Source organism: Emticicia sp. (assembly GCF_043780375.1).
Classification (GTDB): domain Bacteria; phylum Bacteroidota; class Bacteroidia; order Cytophagales; family Spirosomataceae; genus Emticicia.
Genome location: NZ_JAYWCU010000069.1, coordinates 37805 through 57028, shown reverse-complemented (window position 1 = coordinate 57028; position 19224 = coordinate 37805). Strand labels below are relative to the sequence as shown.

Sequence of the window (19224 nt, the reverse complement as noted above, 5' to 3'; positions counted from 1 at the left end):
TATTGTCGTGGGTTTTATCTGCTAAAATTTAAAATTATAAGAAATCGAAGGAATCATTGAGCCTAAGATTGATAATTTGTAAATATCTACCCGATTGTAATATTGTACATAACGACTTTTGGTTCGGAAGAAAATCGAGTAAGCATTGCGGGTATTGAGTGCATTATAAACCGAAAAATTCCAGCTGCCTTTGAAACGTTGCGTTTTATAAGGATTGGCATCAATATTCATGGCTAAATCTAAGCGTACATAATTTGGAATATTATTTTGGTTACGATTGGCATAATATGGCACAACCAAACCGCCCACATAAATCTTGGCAGTAGGATACGTAATTGGGCGACCCGTGCTATAAGTAAAATTGGTTGAAAAAGATAAACGTTTGGTTGCCTGATAACTTGCAATCAAGTTCAAAATATGTGGTTTATTATAATTTGGTGGAAAATATTTGCCATTATTAATTGTTTCTTCTTCATGTTCGCCTTTTACCAAAAACTCGGTTTGTGAGTACGTATAACTCAACCAACCAGTAATCAAACCAATATTTTTCTTGATATATAGCTCTGCCCCATAAGCTCTTCCAATTCCTTGTAGAATAGACGCTTCTGGAAATTTATCAAGCAACAGATTCGCTCCATCTTTATAATCGCTAACATTTGTTAGTTTCTTATAGAAAAACTCTATCGAAGCTTCAATTTTATTATCCTGCAAATTTTGAAAATAACCAATCGAAATTTGGTCAGCAATTTGTGGTTTCATGTAATTGTCCGACGACTTCCAACGAGCCGTTGGCAAAGCAGCAGTCGTATTCGAAATCAACTGAATGTATTGCCTCATTCGGTTCAAACTAAACTTGATGGAAGCATTGTCATTCAAAGAATATTTTGCCGAAAAACGTGGTTCTAAACCTCCATAAGCCTGCGAAAAACCTTTTCCATTCAATGTTGAATCAACAATCGTTTCTTTACTTTTCGGTAAACCATCTTGGTATTTAAAGCTATACCCCCTTCCTTTATTACCAAAATAAGAATAGCGTAAACCTACCAAAATCGAAAACTTTTTTGTTATTTCTATCTCATCATTGGCATAAATGGCTGACTCTAAGGCACTTTCGTTGCGTAGAGTAACAGGATTGATTTGTGAAGCAGGACTATCAGGACTTAATTTTCCAGGTTGAATCTGGTAATCAATGGCACTTATGCCAAAGTCTATTTTTTGTTTGTCGAAAGGTAAATAGTTAAAATCGGCTTTGATGTTTTTGTAAACAATATTGGAAGCTAACTTAAAAGCCAAAGCCGAGTCGGGATTGACAATATTGGCATCGTAACTACTGTAAACTGCTGACACTTTTGAGGTAAATTTAGCATTATGTGAATGAACCCACGCAAGTGTAGCATTGGTTGTTCGCCAATCAAAAAGAGAAGATGAGGCATTTACTTCAAGATTTGCCAATGAGTCGCCTGCCACTTTAAATTTATCGAAACCCGTGAAACCAGTAAAAGCTATTTTATCTTTCTTTGTGGGCCGAAACTCAAGTTTCGCTGTAATATCATAAAAATCTGCCTTAGTATCTTTAATATTTTGTTGAGGTATTAACTTAAACAAATAGCCAACATAAGAAAAGCGACTTGCCACAAAAAATGACATTCGGTCTTTAACTATAGGAGCTTCAATCATCAGTCGGCTACTAACTAAGCCCACGCCACCCGATATAGAAAATTGTTGAGCATTGGCATCTTTCAAATTGATATTAAGCACCGAAGCCGTTCGTCCGCCATATTGTGCGGGAATACCTCCTCGATAAAAATTAATATCTCGCAAAGCATCAGGATTAAAAACTGAGAAAAAACCCATCAAATGCGAAGCATTAAAAATGGGTGCGTTGTCCATCAAAATAAGGTTTTGATCCACATTTCCACCTCTAACATTAAAACCCGAAGAGCCTTCGCCCACGCTTGCTACCCCAGGTAATGAGAAAAGGCTTTTGATAATGTCTAATTCGCCCAAAAGCGTTGGTAATTTTTTGATATTTTTAATACTTAAATTTGTAACGCCTGTCTCTAAACGCTTCACATTCTGAGCAGCACTATTTGCCGAAACCACCACTTCTTCCAAATCATTGGCTTTTTCGTCCATCAAAATATCCAGAATTAAATTATTATCAATATCGACTCGTTGATGTTTCGTAAAAAAACCTTGATACGTAACTGTAATATTGAAAGCACCTTTTGGAATCAAAATTTGGTATCGCCCCAGTGTATCAGACAGTGAACCATATCCTGTTTCATCTACATAAATGGCTGCTCTGGGCAACGGTTTTTCATTACTCGTTTGTCGAATTACTCCTGAAAGCGTAAATTTTCGTTGTGCGTAAGTAACTGATAATGAGAGACTTAAAAAGAAAAAAAGAAAACTAATGCTCCCCAATATAGCTTTTTTCATAAAAATTATTGATATTTTTTTTACTATTCGTTCTATCATTCACTCATTAAATTACTGGGTTTATTCAAACCGCAAATGTTTCACTGATTCGCCAGAGTTGGCCAATTCATTTAACGAATCAATACCTATTTGCAAATGTTTTTCTACAAAAGCACCGGTTACTTTTTTATCACTTTCTTCGGTTTTTACTCCGTCAGGTATCATCGGATTATCTGAAACCAATAGTAATGCTCCGTGAGGAATCGCATTGACGAAACCTACAATAAAAAGTGTAGCAGTTTCCATGTCAATTGCCATTACTCGAAGCTCACGAAGATAGTCTTTGAATGTTTCATCATGCTCCCAAACTCGGCGATTGGTGGTGTAAACCGTACCTGTTTGGTAGTCGAGTTCATGTTTTTTTATCATCGAACTTACCGCTCTTTGCAAACGAAACGAAGGCAAAGCAGGAATCTCTGGTCGGGCATAATCATTACTTGTTCCTTCGCCTCTGATTGCCGCAATTGGTAAAATCAAATCGCCTAATTTCGTAGATTTCTTCAAGCCTCCTACTTTTCCCAAGAAAAGTACTGCTTTGGGCATGATTGCCGTGAGCAAATCCATTATTGTAGCGGCTACGGCACTGCCCATTCCGAAATTAATAATGGTAATATTACCAGCCGAAGCTGTTTGCATCGCTCGGTCTCTACCTCTTACTTCAACACCATACATTTTTGCGAACATATCAACGTAGTTCCCAAAATTGGTTAATAATATATAAGGTTTAAATTCATCCAAAGGCGTACCTGTATATCGTGGCAACCAGTTTTTTACAATTTCTTCTTTTGTTTGCATAATCTTATGACGTAAATTTGTTATAAAATGCTGTGGCATTGTTTACACCAGCCATGAGCATATTAGAGATTTAAAGCCAAAAACTATCCAAATAGTTCCTGTTACCAATTAAATCAAGAATGACTACGCTCAACCTTCCATCTTATGATTACAAAACTAAAGAAATTGAGGGGAAAAACTATATTTTCGACCCAATACGTAAGAAATACTTATTACTGACCCCCGAAGAATGGGTAAGACAGCACTTCATCCATTTACTTGAAAAACACTATGCTTATTCTAAAAGCCTTATTCGTCTCGAAGGGGGTTTGAGCTATAATCGCCTCCAAAAACGCTCAGACATCGTAGTTTTCGACCAAGAAGGCAAACCATATCTACTAGTAGAATGTAAAGCACCTGAAGTAAAAATTAATCAATCAGTTATAGAACAGGCATCTCGATATAATCTTACTTTACGATGCCCTTTTGTAGTGATTACCAATGGTTTAAGCACTTTTTGCTTTGAAATAGACTTTAACAATGGCACTTTTCAACAAATGAAAGATTTACCAAAAACAAAAGAACTGTGAGAAGTTCCCACAGTTCTTTTGTTTTGTACGATGAGTTTCCTAATCTGTTGTACATTAATTCATGCTCATCACACTCGCTAAAATTTCCTCTGCATCTGCTTCTGCTTGCTTATCTCTATCGGCAAAAATAATTACCAAGAAAAAGTTTGTACGGCTTTTAGGGTCAATCATACCTGCAAACATCACTCGATGTCCGTCTTTTAAACCTTCTACATAATAGCCATCTAAGCCATCGCCTTCTATCGCTTCTTCGGCATCAATTTCTTCTAATTTCATGGCCTTAGCACCTTCAATCACGGCATCATCCATATCTTCGACAGCAATGTTTTTTTCAAAAATGTGCATTGTTAGCTCCATTCCATCACCTTTCATTTCAAAATCATGGTCATCATTTTTAAGTATTTTAAAATCATCTGGCACAGTAATCTGGAGTTTGTATTTCTCCCAAACATACGTTTTGTCAGCTACAAAAGTAAATGAAGAAAAAGCAATAAACGCAAGGGCAGCAAAATAGGTTTTCATGTAATTAATTAGGTTAGAGTTTAAAACAATTATGTTAGAAAATCAAAGGTATAAATTTGAATGAAATAAAAAAAAAATGAGCGTTAAAAATTCAAATTACAGGAAAATACCTGTAATTAATATTCAAAAAAACTATGTTTTCCGTAGCTACTTATCTAATTTCAAAAATTTTTACACTACATTATATATTTTACATTATTTTCCGTACCTTTGCACCCTCATTTTTGAGGAAATAAATTTTATCATTAAACACTGTTTTAGTATGTTTCAAAACCAGTATGAGACGGTTTTCATTCTAACTCCCGTTTTATCTGAAATTCAGATAAAGGAAGCTGTCGAAAAATTCAAAAAAACATTGACTGACACAGGTGCCGAGATAGTTCATGAAGAGCATTGGGGTCTTCGTAAATTAACTTACACCATTCAGCACAAGAATACGGGCTATTATGAGTTGATTCAGTTCCAAGCTGCACCTACAACGGTTGCACTTTTAGAAACAGAATTCAAGCGTGATGAGCGTGTGATGCGATATTTGACTACAAGATTGGACAAATATGCCCTTGACTACAGCCAACGCCGTAGTAAAGGTTTAGTTGGTAGAAAAAATGTTGAACCAGCTACTGCCGAAAAAGCAGAAGCATCAAACGAAACTAAAGCCTAAGATGAGAAACAACGCAATGTCACTCGTAAACGACCCTGTTGATAGAAAAGACCAGGCTCGCAAAAAATATTGTCGCTTCAAAAAAGCAGGTATTAAGTTTGTAGATTATAAAGACGCAACTTTCTTATTGAAATTTGTGAATGAGCAAGGAAAAATCCTTCCTCGTCGTTTGACAGGTAATAGTCTAAAATTTCAGCGTAAAGTGGCTGTTGCCATCAAGCAAGCAAGACACTTGGCTTTATTGCCATTCGTAGCTGATGGTTTGAAATAATTTAGCGATTTAGTGATTTAGTGAATAACATTGCTTTTGCAAACTTAATCACTCATTCACTCCTTCTCTCAATCACTCATTATTAATTTGTATTGAAAAATGGACATAATATTAAAAACTGATATTGTAGGACTTGGATACAAGAACGACATGATTTCCGTAAAGCCGGGTTATGCTCGTAACTATCTGATTCCACAAGGTTTTGCTCAGTTAGCTTCCGAGTCGAACCGCAAGATTTTAGCAGAAAATCTTAAACAAGCTGCCCACAAAGCAGAAAAAATTAAAACTGCTGCCTTAACAATGGCAGAAGAAATTGGTGAAATGGTTATCACAATTCCGATGAAGACTGGCGAAAGCGGTAAGATTTTCGGACGTGTTACTAACACTCAAATTTCTGATTACCTAAAAGAAAAAGGTTTCGATATCGACCGCAAGAAAATTGCAATGGAAGATGTGAAATTTGTAGGTGATTTCTCAGCAATTCTTGACCTTCACAAAGAAGTGAAGCATAAAGTTGCTGTAAGCGTAGTTTCTGAAGCGTAAGATTCTTGCGTAGAAAATATAAAAAGCGTGCATTTCGAAAGAGATGCACGCTTTTTTGTTAGACATAATTTGTCAAATATTTTTGAAGAATCTTTGGTAATGTTGTACCCATTGAATAGCCGAATAAGTGTCTTTGTTAGCTTTTCTTCATTTTTTCGCATTCCATAGAAAATTTCGCCAATTGTAACATCACAACTTGTTTAGGCGTTACATCTAACTCTAAAATTGTTTTTATTTTTTTATGATTTATCAACCAAATCTAACAAAAATTCATCAAAAGCCAATTCTACTCCTCGATTTTCGTCTATCACCTTTCTCTATATATTCTCTCATATCGGCTAATTCTTTCTCAAATCCACCTGATAAAATCGGAAATCGGCACCAGCCTCTTGGGTCGAGATTATAGATATCTAAATGAAAACTTGGTGCGAAACGCTCACGTTTCCATTGATTTCTGCTCCAAAGTCTGAAAAATCTTTCAATCCAAGCAGCCAAAGTTTCTTGGTCATATCGTCCTGAGTATTGTGCTTCCATAAATAATAAACATTCCAGAGGAGGCTTTTTGTCTCTAATCGCTAATCCTTCAATAGCATTTAAAACTTCATAAGGCATTAAGTCTTTTTCGTCGGTTTGCTTGGTTGCCAAAGGTCGCAATTCGGCTGTTGGTTGAAGATTATTTACTTTGTTTAAACCTTCAATTTTGATATACTTTCCTTTCACATCACAGCCAACTGTTTCGAGCCAAACCAACCATTTTTTAAGCCAAAACTTGTCAATTCCTGCAATTGGGCTAATACTTCCTGCCGTGTCACCATCCATCGTGCAGTAACCAACGGCAACTTCCGAGCGATTGGACGTTGCTAAAAGCAAGTGATTATGCAAATTGGTAAGCAACCAAACACTTGGAACCCGTACTCGTGCTTGAATATTTTGTAGCGACAAATCATCAGTTTCCCAAGTTAAATCTCGCCCTATTTGTTTTTCTATCAAGTCTTTATACGTTTCTACGAGCCCGTTGATATTGACATTATAGAATGTTGCACCGATGTTTTTTGCCAAACTTTCTGCCGATTCGTAGGTATCAGTCGAGCTATTTTCTGTGCCTTGATAAATGCTATGAATCATTTGTTGAGCAATTTGCTCAACTGTTGTGCAGTCTTGGATTTTTTTGATGTGAGAAAGTTTTTTCTTGAAAGCATCTAAACCTATGCTTTCATCAGCCAATCGAATCATCAAACCACACAAAGCTACGCAAGCACAAGAATCTGCTCCACCCGACAACGAAACGGTGAAACCTTGCGAACGAGATTTACGTAAATAATCAAACAATGCCAAACTTACGGCACGGGCAAATTCTTCTTCTTTCAAGAATCCACCTCGTTCAAATTTCTCTAATTCGGCAGTTTGGAAGGCAACTGGTTTTATTTCTGGAAAATCAAAAAGCGATAAAACCTTCCAGTTTCCTTGTGAAATGGGGGATTTTACTTGTGATTGATTTATTTTTGGGGCTTCAACATCAATTATAGCAGAGGTTACATAAAAATCGGCATAGCCAAATCTTGGCGAAGAAACTAATAAATTCCCATCGGAAGCAATCATTGCATCGCCATCAAAAATCAAACGACCTGATTCATTTCCTAATAAATTTGTATAAATATAACTACATGCAAACGAGCGACTGCCATCAATCACCAAACGCTCACGGGTCATAAATTTTGAAAAAGTAAACGGACTTGCACTCGGATTCAGAATAATATCTACTCCCCTATCGAACATCACTCTTCCTGGACGATTTGCCACCCAAGCATCTTCACAAATCTCAAATCCGATGCGAACGCCATCCAATTCAAAAACTAAATCTCCGATTGGATATTTGAATTCATCAATTTCGATTTCATCTCTCACACCTGCTTGCCAACGATGAAACCAACGGTCTTCGTAGAAAACGCCATAATTTGGAAAATGCTGCTTACAAACAAAACCTAAAATCTTTTTATTGGCAATCAAACAAGCAGTATTATAAACTTTATTGTTAAATCGAATCGGCAAACCTACCGAAACAATCATGCCTGCGGTGTGTTGAACAATTTCCAAAAGACTTTCTTTTGCTTGTTCAACCAAATCCCACGAGTAAAATGCATCTTCACAGCCGTAGCCTGTAATGCACAATTCGGGTAAGCATAATAAGCTAATATCTTGACTATCAGCTTCTTTTATACAATCTAAAATATTTTTTTGGTTTTGTTCCCAAGCTAAAGGAGTTTGGTTCAGTGTGCCTGCTGCTACTTTTATGAGTTTCATTTAATCAATGGGTGAATGAGTAATTCGGAACGCCGCCCGTCGCAAATGAGTTAATATTTCTCATCAACTAAATACTCGGTTTTAAATTATAAAATCTAATTGTTTTTTTAGGATAAGACTTCTTTACAAAGATAACAAAAACTGTGCATGCTAAGTTTAGATACATTTTGTTTGTAACACAATTTTCTAAATTAGGATTAAGTAAAAACAAGTTTGAATTAATTTAATAAAACAAAAATTCTGTTTATCAATATTTAATTATTGACAAACAATATATATTTATTGTTTGTCAATAAATTACTTTTACTTTTGTTGCATAAATTATTTAAACATAAATATTATGAAAACACAAACCAAAACAATTTTAGAAATAATTAAATATTTAGCACTTATCGGTGCAATCGGATTTTCGATTGAATGTGGAAGTCAAATTGTTTCGTTGATAGTCAATTTCTTTAAGCCCGAAATTGCCTTGAAACTTTACAAAGCAAGCCCTAAACTATACGAATTACGGAATTTTGACCTACGCTATTATGGGTTTGCTATGACATTGGTTATTTGGTTCTCGGCAACAAAGGCCTACATTTGGTATTACATTTTTGATTTTTTAAACAAATTAAGTTTGGAAAATCCTTTTACGGTCGCAATCTCTACAAAAATTCAAAAAATCAGTTTTTTGTTATTTGAGCTTTGGGTCGTGTCATTTATTGGCAATAATTACATTGATTTTGTAGGTAAAGAATCAGGCATTGATTTAGCCAATCATTTCAATCACGGAGAATATTTTTTCATGGCAGGAATTGTCTACATCATTTCGCAGATTTTCAAACGTGGCGTAGAATTACAAGAAGAAAACGAATTAACTGTATAAAATCTAATATTATGAAAACACAAACTGAAAAAATCTTGAATGTTTTAAGAGTTATTGCTTGGATTGGCTATGTTGGTTCGATAGCAATGACAGTAATAGCAGGTATTTTCACAATCTATTCTTTCATATATCCTGATGCCGATTTTATCAAAAATATAACTATTTCTGAGGCGAAACTTCCTTTCAGAACATTGAAAAATGACAATTTAGGAAGGCTAATATTTTACTATATTTTGTTTTTGGCAAAAACTTATTTTGTGATTAAAATCTGGAAATTAGCAAAAGATGCACTTAATAACATCAATATTAATAATCCTTTCAGCTCTAAAACATCAATTATTCTTGAAAAAATAGCTCATTTGGTGATTGTACTTGGAGTGATAAATTTTGTTATTGGACAATATGTATTTGTCTTGGACGGACTTGTTACCGACCATATCAAATATAATTTTTCACCAGATTTGACTTATATTTTTGGAATAGGAATCATTTACCTAATCTCGCAAATCTTCAAACGCGGCGTAGAATTACAAGAAGAAAACGAATTAACAGTATAAAATCTACTATCATGCCCATAATTGTAAACCTTGATGTTATGCTCGCCCGACGTAAAATGCAATTGTCAGAATTGGCGGAAAAAGTAGATATTACCTTGCCCAATCTTTCAATTTTGAAAACTGGCAAAGCAAAAGCCGTTCGTTTTTCTACCTTAGAAGCCATCTGCGAAGCCCTCAATTGCCAACCAGGCGATATTTTGGAGTTCGCTCCCGAAGAAATTAAAATAATTTAAAATAAAAGCAACCCTTTTTGCAAGAATAGCATCTAACTAAAAACACCCTCTTTTTGAGTAAAAAACCACTCATCCCAAAATAAAAACCACTTGTGTAATAACAGTTACCTTGTATTACAAAGTACCTGTATATTTGTAACATAAATTATGAAAAAGAAAATTATACTGTGACGTTAATTATAAGACTATCTCTACTTTGAGATAGTCTTATTAAGCAAATGCTGTAACTCAAAAGGCAATTTTAGCATCTAACATTCAATTGCATTCCATTTTGAAATTACACAGTATCTATAAAAATCAAGGAAAACTTGGATGTGAGATATGAGACAAAAGAAATGAGATGAACAAAACATTTACTCTTATCTCGAATCTTTAATCTCACATCTAAAAAAAAAGCTATTACAAAATAATTACTTTAATGAAAAAGCTATTACTAACAATGCTACTCGCAAGTGCGAGCCTACTTTCTTTTGCCCAAAACACCCAAGTTTCGTACAAAGGAAGAATTTCGGGAAGCCTCTTCGATGAAAAGAGACAAGTTCTTCCTTTCGCCAACGTTTTACTCTTAAAAGCCAGAGACTCGACCCTCACAAAAGGATCGGTCAGTGACTTAGACGGAAAATTTAATTTTGACCAAGTATCTATTGGAAACGAATCTCAATACATCATTTCGGTTTCGATGGTTGGTTACAAAAAATATTTTTCTCCTAAAATCACACTAAGTGACGAGAACTTAGAAGTGAAATTATCAACCATTCAATTAGAATTAGCTGCTCAAAGCCTCAAAGAAGTTAGTGTTACGGCAAAAAAGCCTTTTATTGAACAACAAGCCGATAAATTGGTCGTAAATGTAGAAGGTAGTCTGGTAGCCACTGGAAATACCGCCTTAGAAGTGCTACAAAAATCGCCGGGTGTGTCGGTTGATAACAACGACAATATCAGCGTAAAAGGCAAGCAAGGCGTACTTGTGTTGATGGATGGCAAGCCAACGTATATGTCGCAGAGTGATTTGGCAACTCAACTCAAAAACATGAGTAGTGATCAAATCGAAAAAATCGAAATTATATCTAATCCATCGGCTCGCTACGATGCAGCTGGAAAAGCTATAATCAATATTATTACCAAGAAGAATAAGAATTATGGCACAAATGGTAGCATTTCGGCTGGTTTTTCGGCAAGTTTTCCGCCATTATTAGAAACTGGTCTAAACAATGATTTTAGCAAAACCGAAAATATAAAACCTGGCATAATGCCAAAATACAATTCGAGTTTAAACCTGAATAACCGTCAAGGAAAAGTAAATACTTTTGCAAATTTAACTTTTTCAGACAATCAACGTTTCAATAATAATATTTTGACTCGTGATATTGGCGGTAAAATATTTGAACAATATGCCTATCGTTATAACGAAAGTCAGAATTTTAGTTATAAATTGGGTACTGATTATTATCTTTCTAAGAAAACAACGATTGGATTTTTAGTGAATGGTAGTGCGGGTATATGGCAAAATAATCCGACCGCACCAAACATAAATACTACTTACATTAAACATGCAGAAAGTTCGATTCCAGATTCGAGTTTACGCACATCTGCCAGTAGTTATCAAACTTGGAAAAGCCTCACGCTTAATACCAATTTCAAGCATACTTTTGATTCGACAGGCAAAGAATTAACTGCCGATGTAGATTATTCGATTTACAATAATTTGAGTCGTGAAAGGGGTATGGAAACTCGTTTCTATAAATATCTTGACAATAAAGAAACTGAATATGCGACTCCATTGAATATTACAAGTCATATTCCGAACAAATACAACATTTTTGCCATAAAAGCTGATTATATTCATCCTCTGACAAAAGCTAAGGCTCGCTTAGAGTTTGGAGCAAAAAGTAGTTGGGTAAAATCAGATAATGACATTATGTTTTTTCAAAATGGTTTAGCAGACAAAGGACGTACCAACTTCTTTATTTATCAGGAAAACATTAATGCTGCTTATGCTAATTTCAATAAAGAATTAAGCAAAAAATTGAGTTTGCAAGCGGGTTTACGCTTAGAACATACGCACTCAAAAGGTGAGTCGGTTACACTTAGCGAAAGCCGTGAGCGTAATTACGTGAAGTTATTTCCAAGTGTATTTTTGACACAAACGATTAACAAAAACAACCAACTTTCGTACTCTTATAGCCGTCGAATCGAACGCCCTGATTATGGTACATTGAATCCATTTATCAACTTCCTTGACCCATATACTTATCAGTTAGGAAATGAATATTTGAAACCTCAATACACCAATTCATTTGAACTAACGCATAGTTTCAAGCAAGCATTTGTTACAAGTGTGGGTTATAGTATAACCAACGATTTTATGGCAGAAGTTATAAAAAATGCTGTAAATGAGCCATTAATTTTAGCAAAAATCAAGAAATACAATAATATTGATGGTATTGACCCTGAAAAAATAACATTTGCCACAAGAGAAAACATTGCAAAATTTGAGAATATCAATATTAATTTGAGTTTCCCGATTCCGATTACTAAGTGGTGGTCTGCTCAAAATAACTTGTCAGTATTTTACAATAAATATACAGGAGAATTGTTGGGACAAACTTTAAACACAGGCCAGTGGGCTTACAATTTTTATACCAGTCAAAACGTAAAACTTCCTAAAGATTTATCGGCAGAAGTATCAATGTGGTATAATTCATCAAATATTTATGGAATGATGCAAGGAAAAGCTCAATATGCTGTCAATGCAGGTTTACAAAAAAGTTTTTGGAACAAAAAAGCCAGCTTAAAACTCAACGTAAACGATATTTTCTTGACAAGTTTTTGGGGAGGAAAAACCGACTTTGCTAATGTAAAATTGACTATTCGTAATCGCTGGGATAGCAGAAATGCTCGCTTGACATTCACTTACAAATTTGGCAATCAAAACGTAAAAGCTGCTCGTCGCCGTAGTACAGCCACTGAAGCAGAGCAAGGTAGAGTAAAAACTGGCGGCTGAAAAAAAAATCACTATTTCAAGGTAGTAATCTGAGATTACTACCTTTTTTTGTTATATAATACATAGTATAAACAAAAAGAAACCTCAAACTTTCGTCTGAGGTTTCTTTCAAGAATTTTATTTACTAATTCTTATGCTTCTTTCGTTTCTTCTCCTTCAGTTGTTACTGCTGGAGTTTCTTCTACTACGTCAGCAACAGGAGCAACTGCTTCTTCTACAACAACCGCTGATGATTCATCAACCGCTACCACTGCGGCAGCATCGTCAGCTTTTTTACCACCACGACGACTACGACGAGTTTTAGTAGATTTTTCTTCTACCGAAGTCAATAATGCTTCGTTATAATCAACTAATTCAATCATGGCAACCTCTGCATTATCACCAAAACGAGTTCCCATTTTGATAATACGAGTATAACCACCATTGCGATTAGCAACTTTTTCAGCTATTTCACCAAACAAAGTTTTCATTGCCTCTTTATCTTGCAAATGCGAAAAAACTGTTCTACGAGAGTGAGTGCTATCATTTTTCGATTTCGTAATCAAAGGCTCAACATATTTACGCAATTCTTTTGCTTTCGCCAAAGTTGTTTCTATACGCTTGTATTTAATTAAAGAAACCGCCATGTTTTGCAACATCGCCTCTCTGTGAGAATGAGTTCTCCCTAAATGATTGATTGTATTTCCGTGTCTCATTGTTATTATTTCGTAAGTAACGGTCAAAAAAGCCTAACGCAGTCTTAGCGATTCCACCTATTACGATTGTTAATTAATTTATTCGATTACTGCGGTACGATAATATAAAAAAATATCCCTTCGCCAAATATTGGAAAAGGGACAATCTAATATCAATCTTCGTCTAACTTATATTTCATTACATCCATTCCGAAATGTAAGCCTTTGTCAGCAACCAATTGCTCCAATTCCGTCAATGACTTCTTACCAAAGTTACGGAATTTCATCATATCAGCTACTTCAAGTCTTGCCAAATCGCCTAATGTACGTATATCAGCAGATTTTAAACAGTTATACGCACGAACCGACAAGTCTAAGTCTTGTAATGAAGTTTTCAATAACTTACGCATATGTAAGAACTCTTCATCAACAATATTGTCTTCGTCATCTTTCTTGGTATCAAATACCATGTTTTCGTCCGTAAACTTCAAGAAATGTTGAATCAAAATGTGAGCAGCTTCTTGTAAAGCTCTCTCAGGATGAATTGAACCATCAGTTTTGATTTCAAGCAAAAGTTTTTCGTAGTCAGTACGCTGTTCTACACGGGTATTTTCAATGCTATATCTCACATTTTTGATGGGAGTATAAATTGAATCTACTGAGATAAAACCGATAGGCAAATCATTTTGTTTTTGCTCATCAGCAGCTACATAGCCACGTCCTTTATCGACTATAATTTCGATTTCAACTTCCTTTTGGTCGTCCAAACGGGCGATTATCAATTCAGGATTTAAAATCTGAAAACTTTGCGTGAATTTACCGAGGTCGCCCGCAGTCAAAACACTTTGATTTTTGATTCTGACGGTAAATTTGTTATCTACATAATCAGAAACTTTTTTGAAACGAACCATTTTAAGATTCAAGATGATTTCTGTAACATCATCTACGACCCCATCAATGCTCGAAAATTCGTGTAATACCCCCGGAAATCTTACAGAAGTAATTGCGTAGCCTTCTAAAGAAGACAACAAAATACGACGAAGTGCGTTTCCGATGGTCACACCATACCCTCTTTCGAGTGGTTTAAACTCGAAAAAGCCATGGAAGTCGTCAGCCTTTTCCATGACAACCTTGTCAGGCATTTGAAATGCTAATATTGACATACGTATGCAGTGTGTTTGTTTTCGTTAACTAAAAGGTGGTTAGCTACACCACCAATAAAAAAACGCAGCTGTTCCATTGCCGATTCTCTCGACAATGGAACAACCACAAGACAAATATTATTTGTTATATAATTCGACGATTGCCTGCTCGTTGAAGTTTTCTGGAATCTGGTCACGCTCTGGATAGCTAATAAATTTACCAACCATTTCAGTTGCATCCCATTCTAACCAATTGTAACGTTTTGCATTACGAGCGTTCAAACTATCTGAGATAGCTACTAAAGCCTTTGATTTCTCACGAACTCCAACTAATTGACCTGGTTTCAAAATCAAAGAAGCAACATTCAATACTGCTCCATCAACTGTGATATGACAGTGTGTTACTAATTGACGGGCTGCACGGCGTGTTGGGGCAATACCTAAGCGAAAAACTGTATTGTCTAAACGACCTTCACAAAGTTTCAAAAGGTTATCACCTGTACGTCCTTCTTTAACTGATGCAATTTGGAAGAAACGTGCAAATTGACGCTCCAACATACCATAAGTATATTTTACCTTTTGCTTCTCAATTAATTGCTGACCGTATTCTGATTTTTTACTTTTACGTCCTTTTCCATGTTGTCCAGGAGGGTACGCTTTTTTACTTAATGCCTTACTTGGACCCATTACTGGTTCTCCAAATCTTCTTGAAATCCTTACTTTTGGACCTGTGTATCTTGCCATTTTGGTTTGTTTTTAAAATGAAATAGAGATTGATTAGCCCCAATGTCCAAACTATCAATCGCTTCGATAAACTGATTTACAGCTATGAAACTACGGCGAACCGTTTCCTATTTCCAATCCCGTTTAAAGACGGGAGACGTTTTGAATTATTATAAACTAAGACAACAAAAGAATGAAAACTTTAAACATTGAATAAAAAAGCAATAATAGCTTTCAAACTCATGGTTTGCAGTTTACATCCTCTTATAATTTTTAGACTCTTCTACGCTTAGGTGGGCGACATCCATTATGTGGAAGTGGCGTTACGTCAGTAATTGTTGTTACTTCAATGCCCGAATTTTGTATAGTACGGATTGCAGACTCACGTCCAGAACCAGGTCCTTTTACAAACACTTCAGCTTTACGCATACCTGCTTCATAAGCTACTTGAGCACAACTCTGTGCTGCCATTTGAGCTGCATAAGGAGTGTTTTTCTTTGAACCTTTGAAGCCCATTTTTCCTGCTGAACCCCAAGAAATCACTTGACCTTGGGTGTTTGTAACAGAAATAATGATGTTATTAAAAGAAGCTCTGATGTGTACTTCACCAACTGGCTCAACTACAACAACTCTTTTCTTTGCCTTATCTTTTCTTTTCGCTTGTGCCATTTTGACAAAACATTAATATAATGATTGGCAGTACAGAAAAACCTGTACTCTGTTCGATTTTTTTCCTAAAAAAATCCAATTTTTTTCTGTTAAAAACAGATAGGAATTACTTAGTAGCTTTTTTCTTGTTTGCTACTGTCTTACGTTTACCTTTACGGGTACGTGAGTTGTTTTTGGTACGTTGCCCACGAAGTGGTAAACCTTTACGGTGACGAACGCCACGGTAACAGCCAATGTCCATCAATCGCTTGATAGCTAATTGAACTTCTGAACGTAATTGACCTTCAACAGTCATTTCTTCCGTAATAATTCCACGAATGGCATTAGCTTCACCGTCATTCCAATCGCCAGCTTTTTTATCATAACTGATATTAGCTTTTGTTAAAATCTTTTGTGACGCACTACGACCAATACCGTAGATGTACGTAAGGGCGATTTCGCCTCTTTTTTTGTCTGGGATATCAACACCTGCAATCCTCATAGAAATTAGCCTTGTCTTTGTTTAAACTTAGGATTCTTTTTGTTAATAACGTAAATTTTGCCCTTACGACGGACAACTTTACATTCAGCACTACGCTTCTTTACTGACGATTTTACTTTCATGTCAAACTTAAATTAGTGAATTTTGAATGAGTGAATTAGTGACCAAAACTTATTTGACATGAGTTTTTGAGTAAAACTTTTCTCATTCACTCATTTACTAAATCACAATTACTTATAACGATACGTTATTCTTGCTTTACTTAAATCATAAGGTGACATCTCTAATCTTACTTTGTCGCCTGGTAAAATACGGATGTAATTCATACGCATCTTACCTGAAATATGAGCAATTAATTCATGTTGATTCTCTAAACGTACACGAAACATTGCGTTTGAGAGAGCCTCGATGATAATGCCGTCAACTTCGATATTTGATTGTTTTGCCATTAAATTTAATAAACTGATTTTGAATGATATAATTTGAATTGTTTTATAAAATATCCAATTTTCAAATTAATTTGAATCCAAATTCTTAAATTGAACTATGCAATAACTAAATTCTTTTTTTCTAAAACCTCTTCGATGTATTGAAAAGTAGTTAAAATTTCTGCACTACCTTTTCTTACAACTACAGTATGCTCATAATGGGCTGCTTGCTTACGATCTTCAGTTCGAATCGTCCACCCGTCATTTTCTTGCACTACTGATCTTCGTCCTAAAGTAATCATTGGTTCAATCGCAATCACCATTCCTTCTTGCAATTTTGGTCCGTTTCCACGCTTACCAAAATTCGGTACTTCAGGTGACTCGTGAAGATGTCTTCCAACACCATGACCAACCAACTCTCTTACAACTCCATATCTAAACTTTTCTGCATAAGATTGAACTGCAAAACTTATATCCCCCACTCTATTGCCTATTCTTGCTTGCTCAATACCCTTAAATAATGATTGATAAGTATGTTTCAGTAATTCCAAAACTTCGCTTTTCACCTCACCAATGGTATAAGTATAAGCACTATCAGCGTGATATCCATTTTTAAAAACTCCACAATCAATAGAAACGATGTCACCATCTTTCAAAACTCGATTGCTAGGTATTCCATGTACTACCACCTCGTTGAGCGAAATACAAAGACTTGCGGGAAAGCCATTATAACCTAAAAAGGAAGGTTCTCCACCATTGTCTTTAATATAATCAAAAGCTACTTTATCTAATGCTTTTGTTGTAACTCCAGCTTCAACAATTTTAGCAACTTCTGCGTGAGCTTTACCTAAAATCTGACCATTCTTACGAATAATTTCTAACTCTTCTTCTGATTTTAAATAAATTATACTGTCTTTTTTGCCCATTTTATTCTTTACCTTAGATCGGTATATTTGAAACAGTCTGACGACCTTGTATTCTACCTGACTCCATCAAACCTTCGTAACGTTTCATCAATAGATAACTTTCTATTTGTTGTAAAGTGTCTAAAACAACACCTACTAAGATTAACAATGAAGTACCACCGAAAAACGATGCAAAACCTTGTGTCATCCCTAATAAACCTGCCAATGCTGGCAAAATTGCTATCACTGCTAATAAAACACCGCCTGGTAATGTAATTCTATCTAAAATATTGGCAATAAAATCAGATGTTGGTTGTCCTGGCTTGATACCTGGAATAAAACCGCCACCTCGTTTCATATCATCAGCTATTTGATTAGGGTTAATCGAAATAGCGGTATAAAAGAAAGTAAAGCCAATAATCAAAATCGCATAAATAATACAATATTGCCAAGAGGTTGGACTATTCATTATGATTGCCCAGCTCTGAAAAGTATCACTTTTCGTACTATCTGCTAAGTAGGTCAACACTAAGCCTGGAATAAACATCAATGCTTGCCCAAAAATGATTGGCATAACACCTGCAATGTTTAATTTTAAAGGTAAATATTGACGCTGACCTGTAACAACTTTATTACCAACGATTTGCTTTGCATATTGAACAGGAATTCGGCGAGTTGCTTGTGTAATTGCTACTGCAAACAAAACAACCATAAATAAAGCTACAATTTCAAGGACAAAGAACAAAATCTGTCCACTTCCACCTCTTGCTTGGGCTTCACCAATAATTGCACCTGGAAATCTTGAAACAATACCAATCATAATCATCATTGATATACCATTTCCTACACCTTTTTCAGTCATTCGCTCTCCCAACCACATACACATTACTGTGCCTGAAATAATAAGCAGTACTGAACTTATATAGAAAAGACCTTGACCAATCATAATTGCATCGGTTGGAATAGTTGCACGTACGTATGTAAGTGCTTGAGCTGCTGCAACCGCAATAGTTAACCATCTTGTAATCTGGTTCAACTTTCTACGTCCTGACTCACCTTCTTTTTGTAATTTACTAAAATAAGGCAATGCAAGTGTTAATAACTGAATCGCAATTGATGCCGAAATGTAGGGCATAATACCCAACGCCATGATAGAGGCATTTTTGAAAGCACCACCAACTAATGTGTTTAAAAGACCTAATAAGCCATTGCTTTCGGTAAGATCTTTTAGCTTTGCTACATCAACACCCGGCAAAACCACGTGAGAGCCAATTCGGAAAATAAGAATAATCAAAATGGTTTGAAGAATACGTTTCCTCAATTCTTCAATTGACCAGATGTTTCGGAGTGTCGTAATGAATTTGTTCATTTCTTTAGGAAAAACAAAGCGTTTA

General features: G+C 35.5%; 21 protein-coding genes. 8 read left to right on the top strand and 13 right to left on the bottom strand.

Annotation, left to right across the window (positions count from 1 at the left end):
- Positions 1 to 21 precede the first annotated feature (21 nt).
- Both ACH2CJ_RS05510 and ACH2CJ_RS05505 read right to left on the bottom strand, forming a co-directional pair.
- Positions 22 to 2442, bottom strand: coding sequence for a TonB-dependent receptor domain-containing protein (locus ACH2CJ_RS05510; RefSeq protein WP_394991244.1), 2421 nt, complete (start codon positions 2440 to 2442; stop codon positions 22 to 24).
- Positions 2443 to 2502: 60 nt separating this feature from the next.
- Positions 2503 to 3276, bottom strand: a complete 774-nt coding sequence (locus ACH2CJ_RS05505; RefSeq protein WP_394991243.1) for an AMP nucleosidase — start codon at positions 3274 to 3276, stop codon at positions 2503 to 2505.
- Positions 3277 to 3395: 119 nt separating this feature from the next.
- Here ACH2CJ_RS05505 and ACH2CJ_RS05500 point away from each other — a divergent pair, with 119 nt between their 5' ends.
- A complete protein-coding gene (locus ACH2CJ_RS05500) occupies positions 3396 to 3845 on the top strand; it encodes a type I restriction enzyme HsdR N-terminal domain-containing protein (RefSeq protein ID WP_394991242.1) in 450 nt (149 codons plus the stop codon).
- Positions 3846 to 3899: 54 nt separating this feature from the next.
- On the opposite strand, the gene ACH2CJ_RS05495 is transcribed toward ACH2CJ_RS05500, so the two are convergent.
- The gene (locus ACH2CJ_RS05495) at positions 3900 to 4367 is read right to left on the bottom strand and encodes a hypothetical protein (protein WP_394991241.1); all 468 of its coding nucleotides are present in this window, start codon (positions 4365 to 4367) and stop codon (positions 3900 to 3902) included.
- A gap of 262 nt (positions 4368 to 4629) precedes the next feature.
- On the opposite strand from ACH2CJ_RS05495, the gene rpsF reads away from it, so the two are divergent.
- The 3 genes from rpsF (at position 4630) to rplI (ending at position 5842) form a co-directional block, all read left to right on the top strand.
- Positions 4630 to 5028, top strand: coding sequence for a 30S ribosomal protein S6 (gene rpsF, locus ACH2CJ_RS05490; protein ID WP_394991240.1), 399 nt, complete (start codon positions 4630 to 4632; stop codon positions 5026 to 5028).
- A gap of 16 nt (positions 5029 to 5044) precedes the next feature.
- Positions 5045 to 5299 (top strand): 30S ribosomal protein S18, encoded by a 255-nt coding sequence (rpsR, locus tag ACH2CJ_RS05485; RefSeq protein ID WP_394991264.1) that lies wholly within the window; start codon positions 5045 to 5047, stop codon positions 5297 to 5299.
- 99 nt (positions 5300 to 5398) lie between these two features.
- Positions 5399 to 5842, top strand: a complete 444-nt coding sequence (gene rplI, locus ACH2CJ_RS05480; protein ID WP_394991239.1) for a 50S ribosomal protein L9 — start codon at positions 5399 to 5401, stop codon at positions 5840 to 5842.
- Between the two features lie 273 nt (positions 5843 to 6115).
- Here rplI and nadE read toward each other — a convergent pair whose 3' ends face one another.
- Complete coding sequence (gene nadE / locus ACH2CJ_RS05475; protein WP_394991238.1) at positions 6116 to 8143, bottom strand: NAD(+) synthase; 2028 nt, start codon at positions 8141 to 8143, stop codon at positions 6116 to 6118.
- Between the two features lie 340 nt (positions 8144 to 8483).
- Here nadE and ACH2CJ_RS05470 point away from each other — a divergent pair, with 340 nt between their 5' ends.
- The 4 genes from ACH2CJ_RS05470 (at position 8484) to ACH2CJ_RS05455 (ending at position 12808) form a co-directional block, all read left to right on the top strand.
- Positions 8484 to 9014: a DUF2975 domain-containing protein gene (locus tag ACH2CJ_RS05470; RefSeq protein WP_394991237.1), complete on the top strand. Its 531-nt coding sequence runs from the start codon at positions 8484 to 8486 to the stop codon at positions 9012 to 9014.
- 11 nt (positions 9015 to 9025) lie between these two features.
- Entirely contained in the window at positions 9026 to 9571 is a 546-nt protein-coding gene (locus ACH2CJ_RS05465) for a DUF2975 domain-containing protein (protein ID WP_394991236.1), read from the top strand.
- Positions 9572 to 9582: 11 nt separating this feature from the next.
- On the top strand, positions 9583 to 9804 hold the full coding sequence (locus ACH2CJ_RS05460) for a helix-turn-helix domain-containing protein (protein WP_394991235.1): 222 nt from the start codon (positions 9583 to 9585) through the stop codon (positions 9802 to 9804).
- 418 nt (positions 9805 to 10222) lie between these two features.
- A complete protein-coding gene (locus ACH2CJ_RS05455) occupies positions 10223 to 12808 on the top strand; it encodes an outer membrane beta-barrel protein (protein WP_394991234.1) in 2586 nt (861 codons plus the stop codon).
- A gap of 131 nt (positions 12809 to 12939) precedes the next feature.
- Here ACH2CJ_RS05455 and rplQ read toward each other — a convergent pair whose 3' ends face one another.
- The 9 genes from rplQ to secY form a co-directional block, all read right to left on the bottom strand.
- Positions 12940 to 13503: a 50S ribosomal protein L17 gene (rplQ, locus tag ACH2CJ_RS05450; RefSeq protein WP_394991233.1), complete on the bottom strand. Its 564-nt coding sequence runs from the start codon at positions 13501 to 13503 to the stop codon at positions 12940 to 12942.
- 152 nt (positions 13504 to 13655) lie between these two features.
- The gene (locus ACH2CJ_RS05445) at positions 13656 to 14645 is read right to left on the bottom strand and encodes a DNA-directed RNA polymerase subunit alpha (protein WP_394991232.1); all 990 of its coding nucleotides are present in this window, start codon (positions 14643 to 14645) and stop codon (positions 13656 to 13658) included.
- Positions 14646 to 14762: 117 nt separating this feature from the next.
- On the bottom strand, positions 14763 to 15368 hold the full coding sequence (rpsD, locus tag ACH2CJ_RS05440; RefSeq protein WP_394991231.1) for a 30S ribosomal protein S4: 606 nt from the start codon (positions 15366 to 15368) through the stop codon (positions 14763 to 14765).
- A gap of 252 nt (positions 15369 to 15620) precedes the next feature.
- Positions 15621 to 16016 carry a 30S ribosomal protein S11 gene (rpsK, locus tag ACH2CJ_RS05435; RefSeq protein ID WP_394991230.1) on the bottom strand — a complete coding sequence of 132 codons (396 nt, stop codon included), beginning with the start codon at positions 16014 to 16016 and terminating at the stop codon, positions 15621 to 15623.
- A gap of 106 nt (positions 16017 to 16122) precedes the next feature.
- The gene (gene rpsM, locus ACH2CJ_RS05430; protein ID WP_394991229.1) at positions 16123 to 16497 is read right to left on the bottom strand and encodes a 30S ribosomal protein S13; all 375 of its coding nucleotides are present in this window, start codon (positions 16495 to 16497) and stop codon (positions 16123 to 16125) included.
- A 5-nt stretch (positions 16498 to 16502) separates the two neighbouring features.
- A complete protein-coding gene (ykgO, locus tag ACH2CJ_RS05425; RefSeq protein ID WP_394991228.1) occupies positions 16503 to 16619 on the bottom strand; it encodes a type B 50S ribosomal protein L36 in 117 nt (38 codons plus the stop codon).
- Positions 16620 to 16727: 108 nt separating this feature from the next.
- A complete protein-coding gene (gene infA, locus ACH2CJ_RS05420; protein WP_394991227.1) occupies positions 16728 to 16946 on the bottom strand; it encodes a translation initiation factor IF-1 in 219 nt (72 codons plus the stop codon).
- Positions 16947 to 17041: 95 nt separating this feature from the next.
- Positions 17042 to 17851: a type I methionyl aminopeptidase gene (gene map, locus ACH2CJ_RS05415; protein ID WP_394991226.1), complete on the bottom strand. Its 810-nt coding sequence runs from the start codon at positions 17849 to 17851 to the stop codon at positions 17042 to 17044.
- A 13-nt stretch (positions 17852 to 17864) separates the two neighbouring features.
- On the bottom strand, positions 17865 to 19199 hold the full coding sequence (secY, locus tag ACH2CJ_RS05410; protein ID WP_394991225.1) for a preprotein translocase subunit SecY: 1335 nt from the start codon (positions 19197 to 19199) through the stop codon (positions 17865 to 17867).
- Positions 19200 to 19224 lie beyond the last annotated feature (25 nt).

Excerpts from the sequence above, each read along its gene's own strand:
- ACH2CJ_RS05500 (WP_394991242.1), top strand. The coding sequence starts at position 3,396 with ATGACTACGCTCAACCTTCCATCTTATGATTACAAAACTAAAGAAATT.
- rpsD (WP_394991231.1), bottom strand. The coding sequence starts at position 15,368 with ATGGCAAGATACACAGGTCCAAAAGTAAGGATTTCAAGAAGATTTGGA.
- map (WP_394991226.1), bottom strand. The coding sequence starts at position 17,851 with ATGGGCAAAAAAGACAGTATAATTTATTTAAAATCAGAAGAAGAGTTA.
- nadE (WP_394991238.1), bottom strand. The coding sequence starts at position 8,143 with ATGAAACTCATAAAAGTAGCAGCAGGCACACTGAACCAAACTCCTTTA.
- rpsF (WP_394991240.1), top strand. The coding sequence starts at position 4,630 with ATGTTTCAAAACCAGTATGAGACGGTTTTCATTCTAACTCCCGTTTTA.
- ACH2CJ_RS05445 (WP_394991232.1), bottom strand. The coding sequence starts at position 14,645 with ATGTCAATATTAGCATTTCAAATGCCTGACAAGGTTGTCATGGAAAAG.
- infA (WP_394991227.1), bottom strand. The coding sequence starts at position 16,946 with ATGGCAAAACAATCAAATATCGAAGTTGACGGCATTATCATCGAGGCT.
- ACH2CJ_RS05460 (WP_394991235.1), top strand. The coding sequence starts at position 9,583 with ATGCCCATAATTGTAAACCTTGATGTTATGCTCGCCCGACGTAAAATG.
- ACH2CJ_RS05505 (WP_394991243.1), bottom strand. The coding sequence starts at position 3,276 with ATGCAAACAAAAGAAGAAATTGTAAAAAACTGGTTGCCACGATATACA.
- ACH2CJ_RS05470 (WP_394991237.1), top strand. The coding sequence starts at position 8,484 with ATGAAAACACAAACCAAAACAATTTTAGAAATAATTAAATATTTAGCA.
- ACH2CJ_RS05465 (WP_394991236.1), top strand. The coding sequence starts at position 9,026 with ATGAAAACACAAACTGAAAAAATCTTGAATGTTTTAAGAGTTATTGCT.
- ACH2CJ_RS05495 (WP_394991241.1), bottom strand. The coding sequence starts at position 4,367 with ATGAAAACCTATTTTGCTGCCCTTGCGTTTATTGCTTTTTCTTCATTT.
- rplI (WP_394991239.1), top strand. The coding sequence starts at position 5,399 with ATGGACATAATATTAAAAACTGATATTGTAGGACTTGGATACAAGAAC.
- rpsR (WP_394991264.1), top strand. The coding sequence starts at position 5,045 with ATGTCACTCGTAAACGACCCTGTTGATAGAAAAGACCAGGCTCGCAAA.
- ACH2CJ_RS05510 (WP_394991244.1), bottom strand. The coding sequence starts at position 2,442 with ATGAAAAAAGCTATATTGGGGAGCATTAGTTTTCTTTTTTTCTTTTTA.
- secY (WP_394991225.1), bottom strand. The coding sequence starts at position 19,199 with ATGAACAAATTCATTACGACACTCCGAAACATCTGGTCAATTGAAGAA.
- rplQ (WP_394991233.1), bottom strand. The coding sequence starts at position 13,503 with ATGAGACACGGAAATACAATCAATCATTTAGGGAGAACTCATTCTCAC.
- rpsM (WP_394991229.1), bottom strand. The coding sequence starts at position 16,497 with ATGAGGATTGCAGGTGTTGATATCCCAGACAAAAAAAGAGGCGAAATC.
- rpsK (WP_394991230.1), bottom strand. The coding sequence starts at position 16,016 with ATGGCACAAGCGAAAAGAAAAGATAAGGCAAAGAAAAGAGTTGTTGTA.
- ykgO (WP_394991228.1), bottom strand. The coding sequence starts at position 16,619 with ATGAAAGTAAAATCGTCAGTAAAGAAGCGTAGTGCTGAATGTAAAGTT.
- ACH2CJ_RS05455 (WP_394991234.1), top strand. The coding sequence starts at position 10,223 with ATGAAAAAGCTATTACTAACAATGCTACTCGCAAGTGCGAGCCTACTT.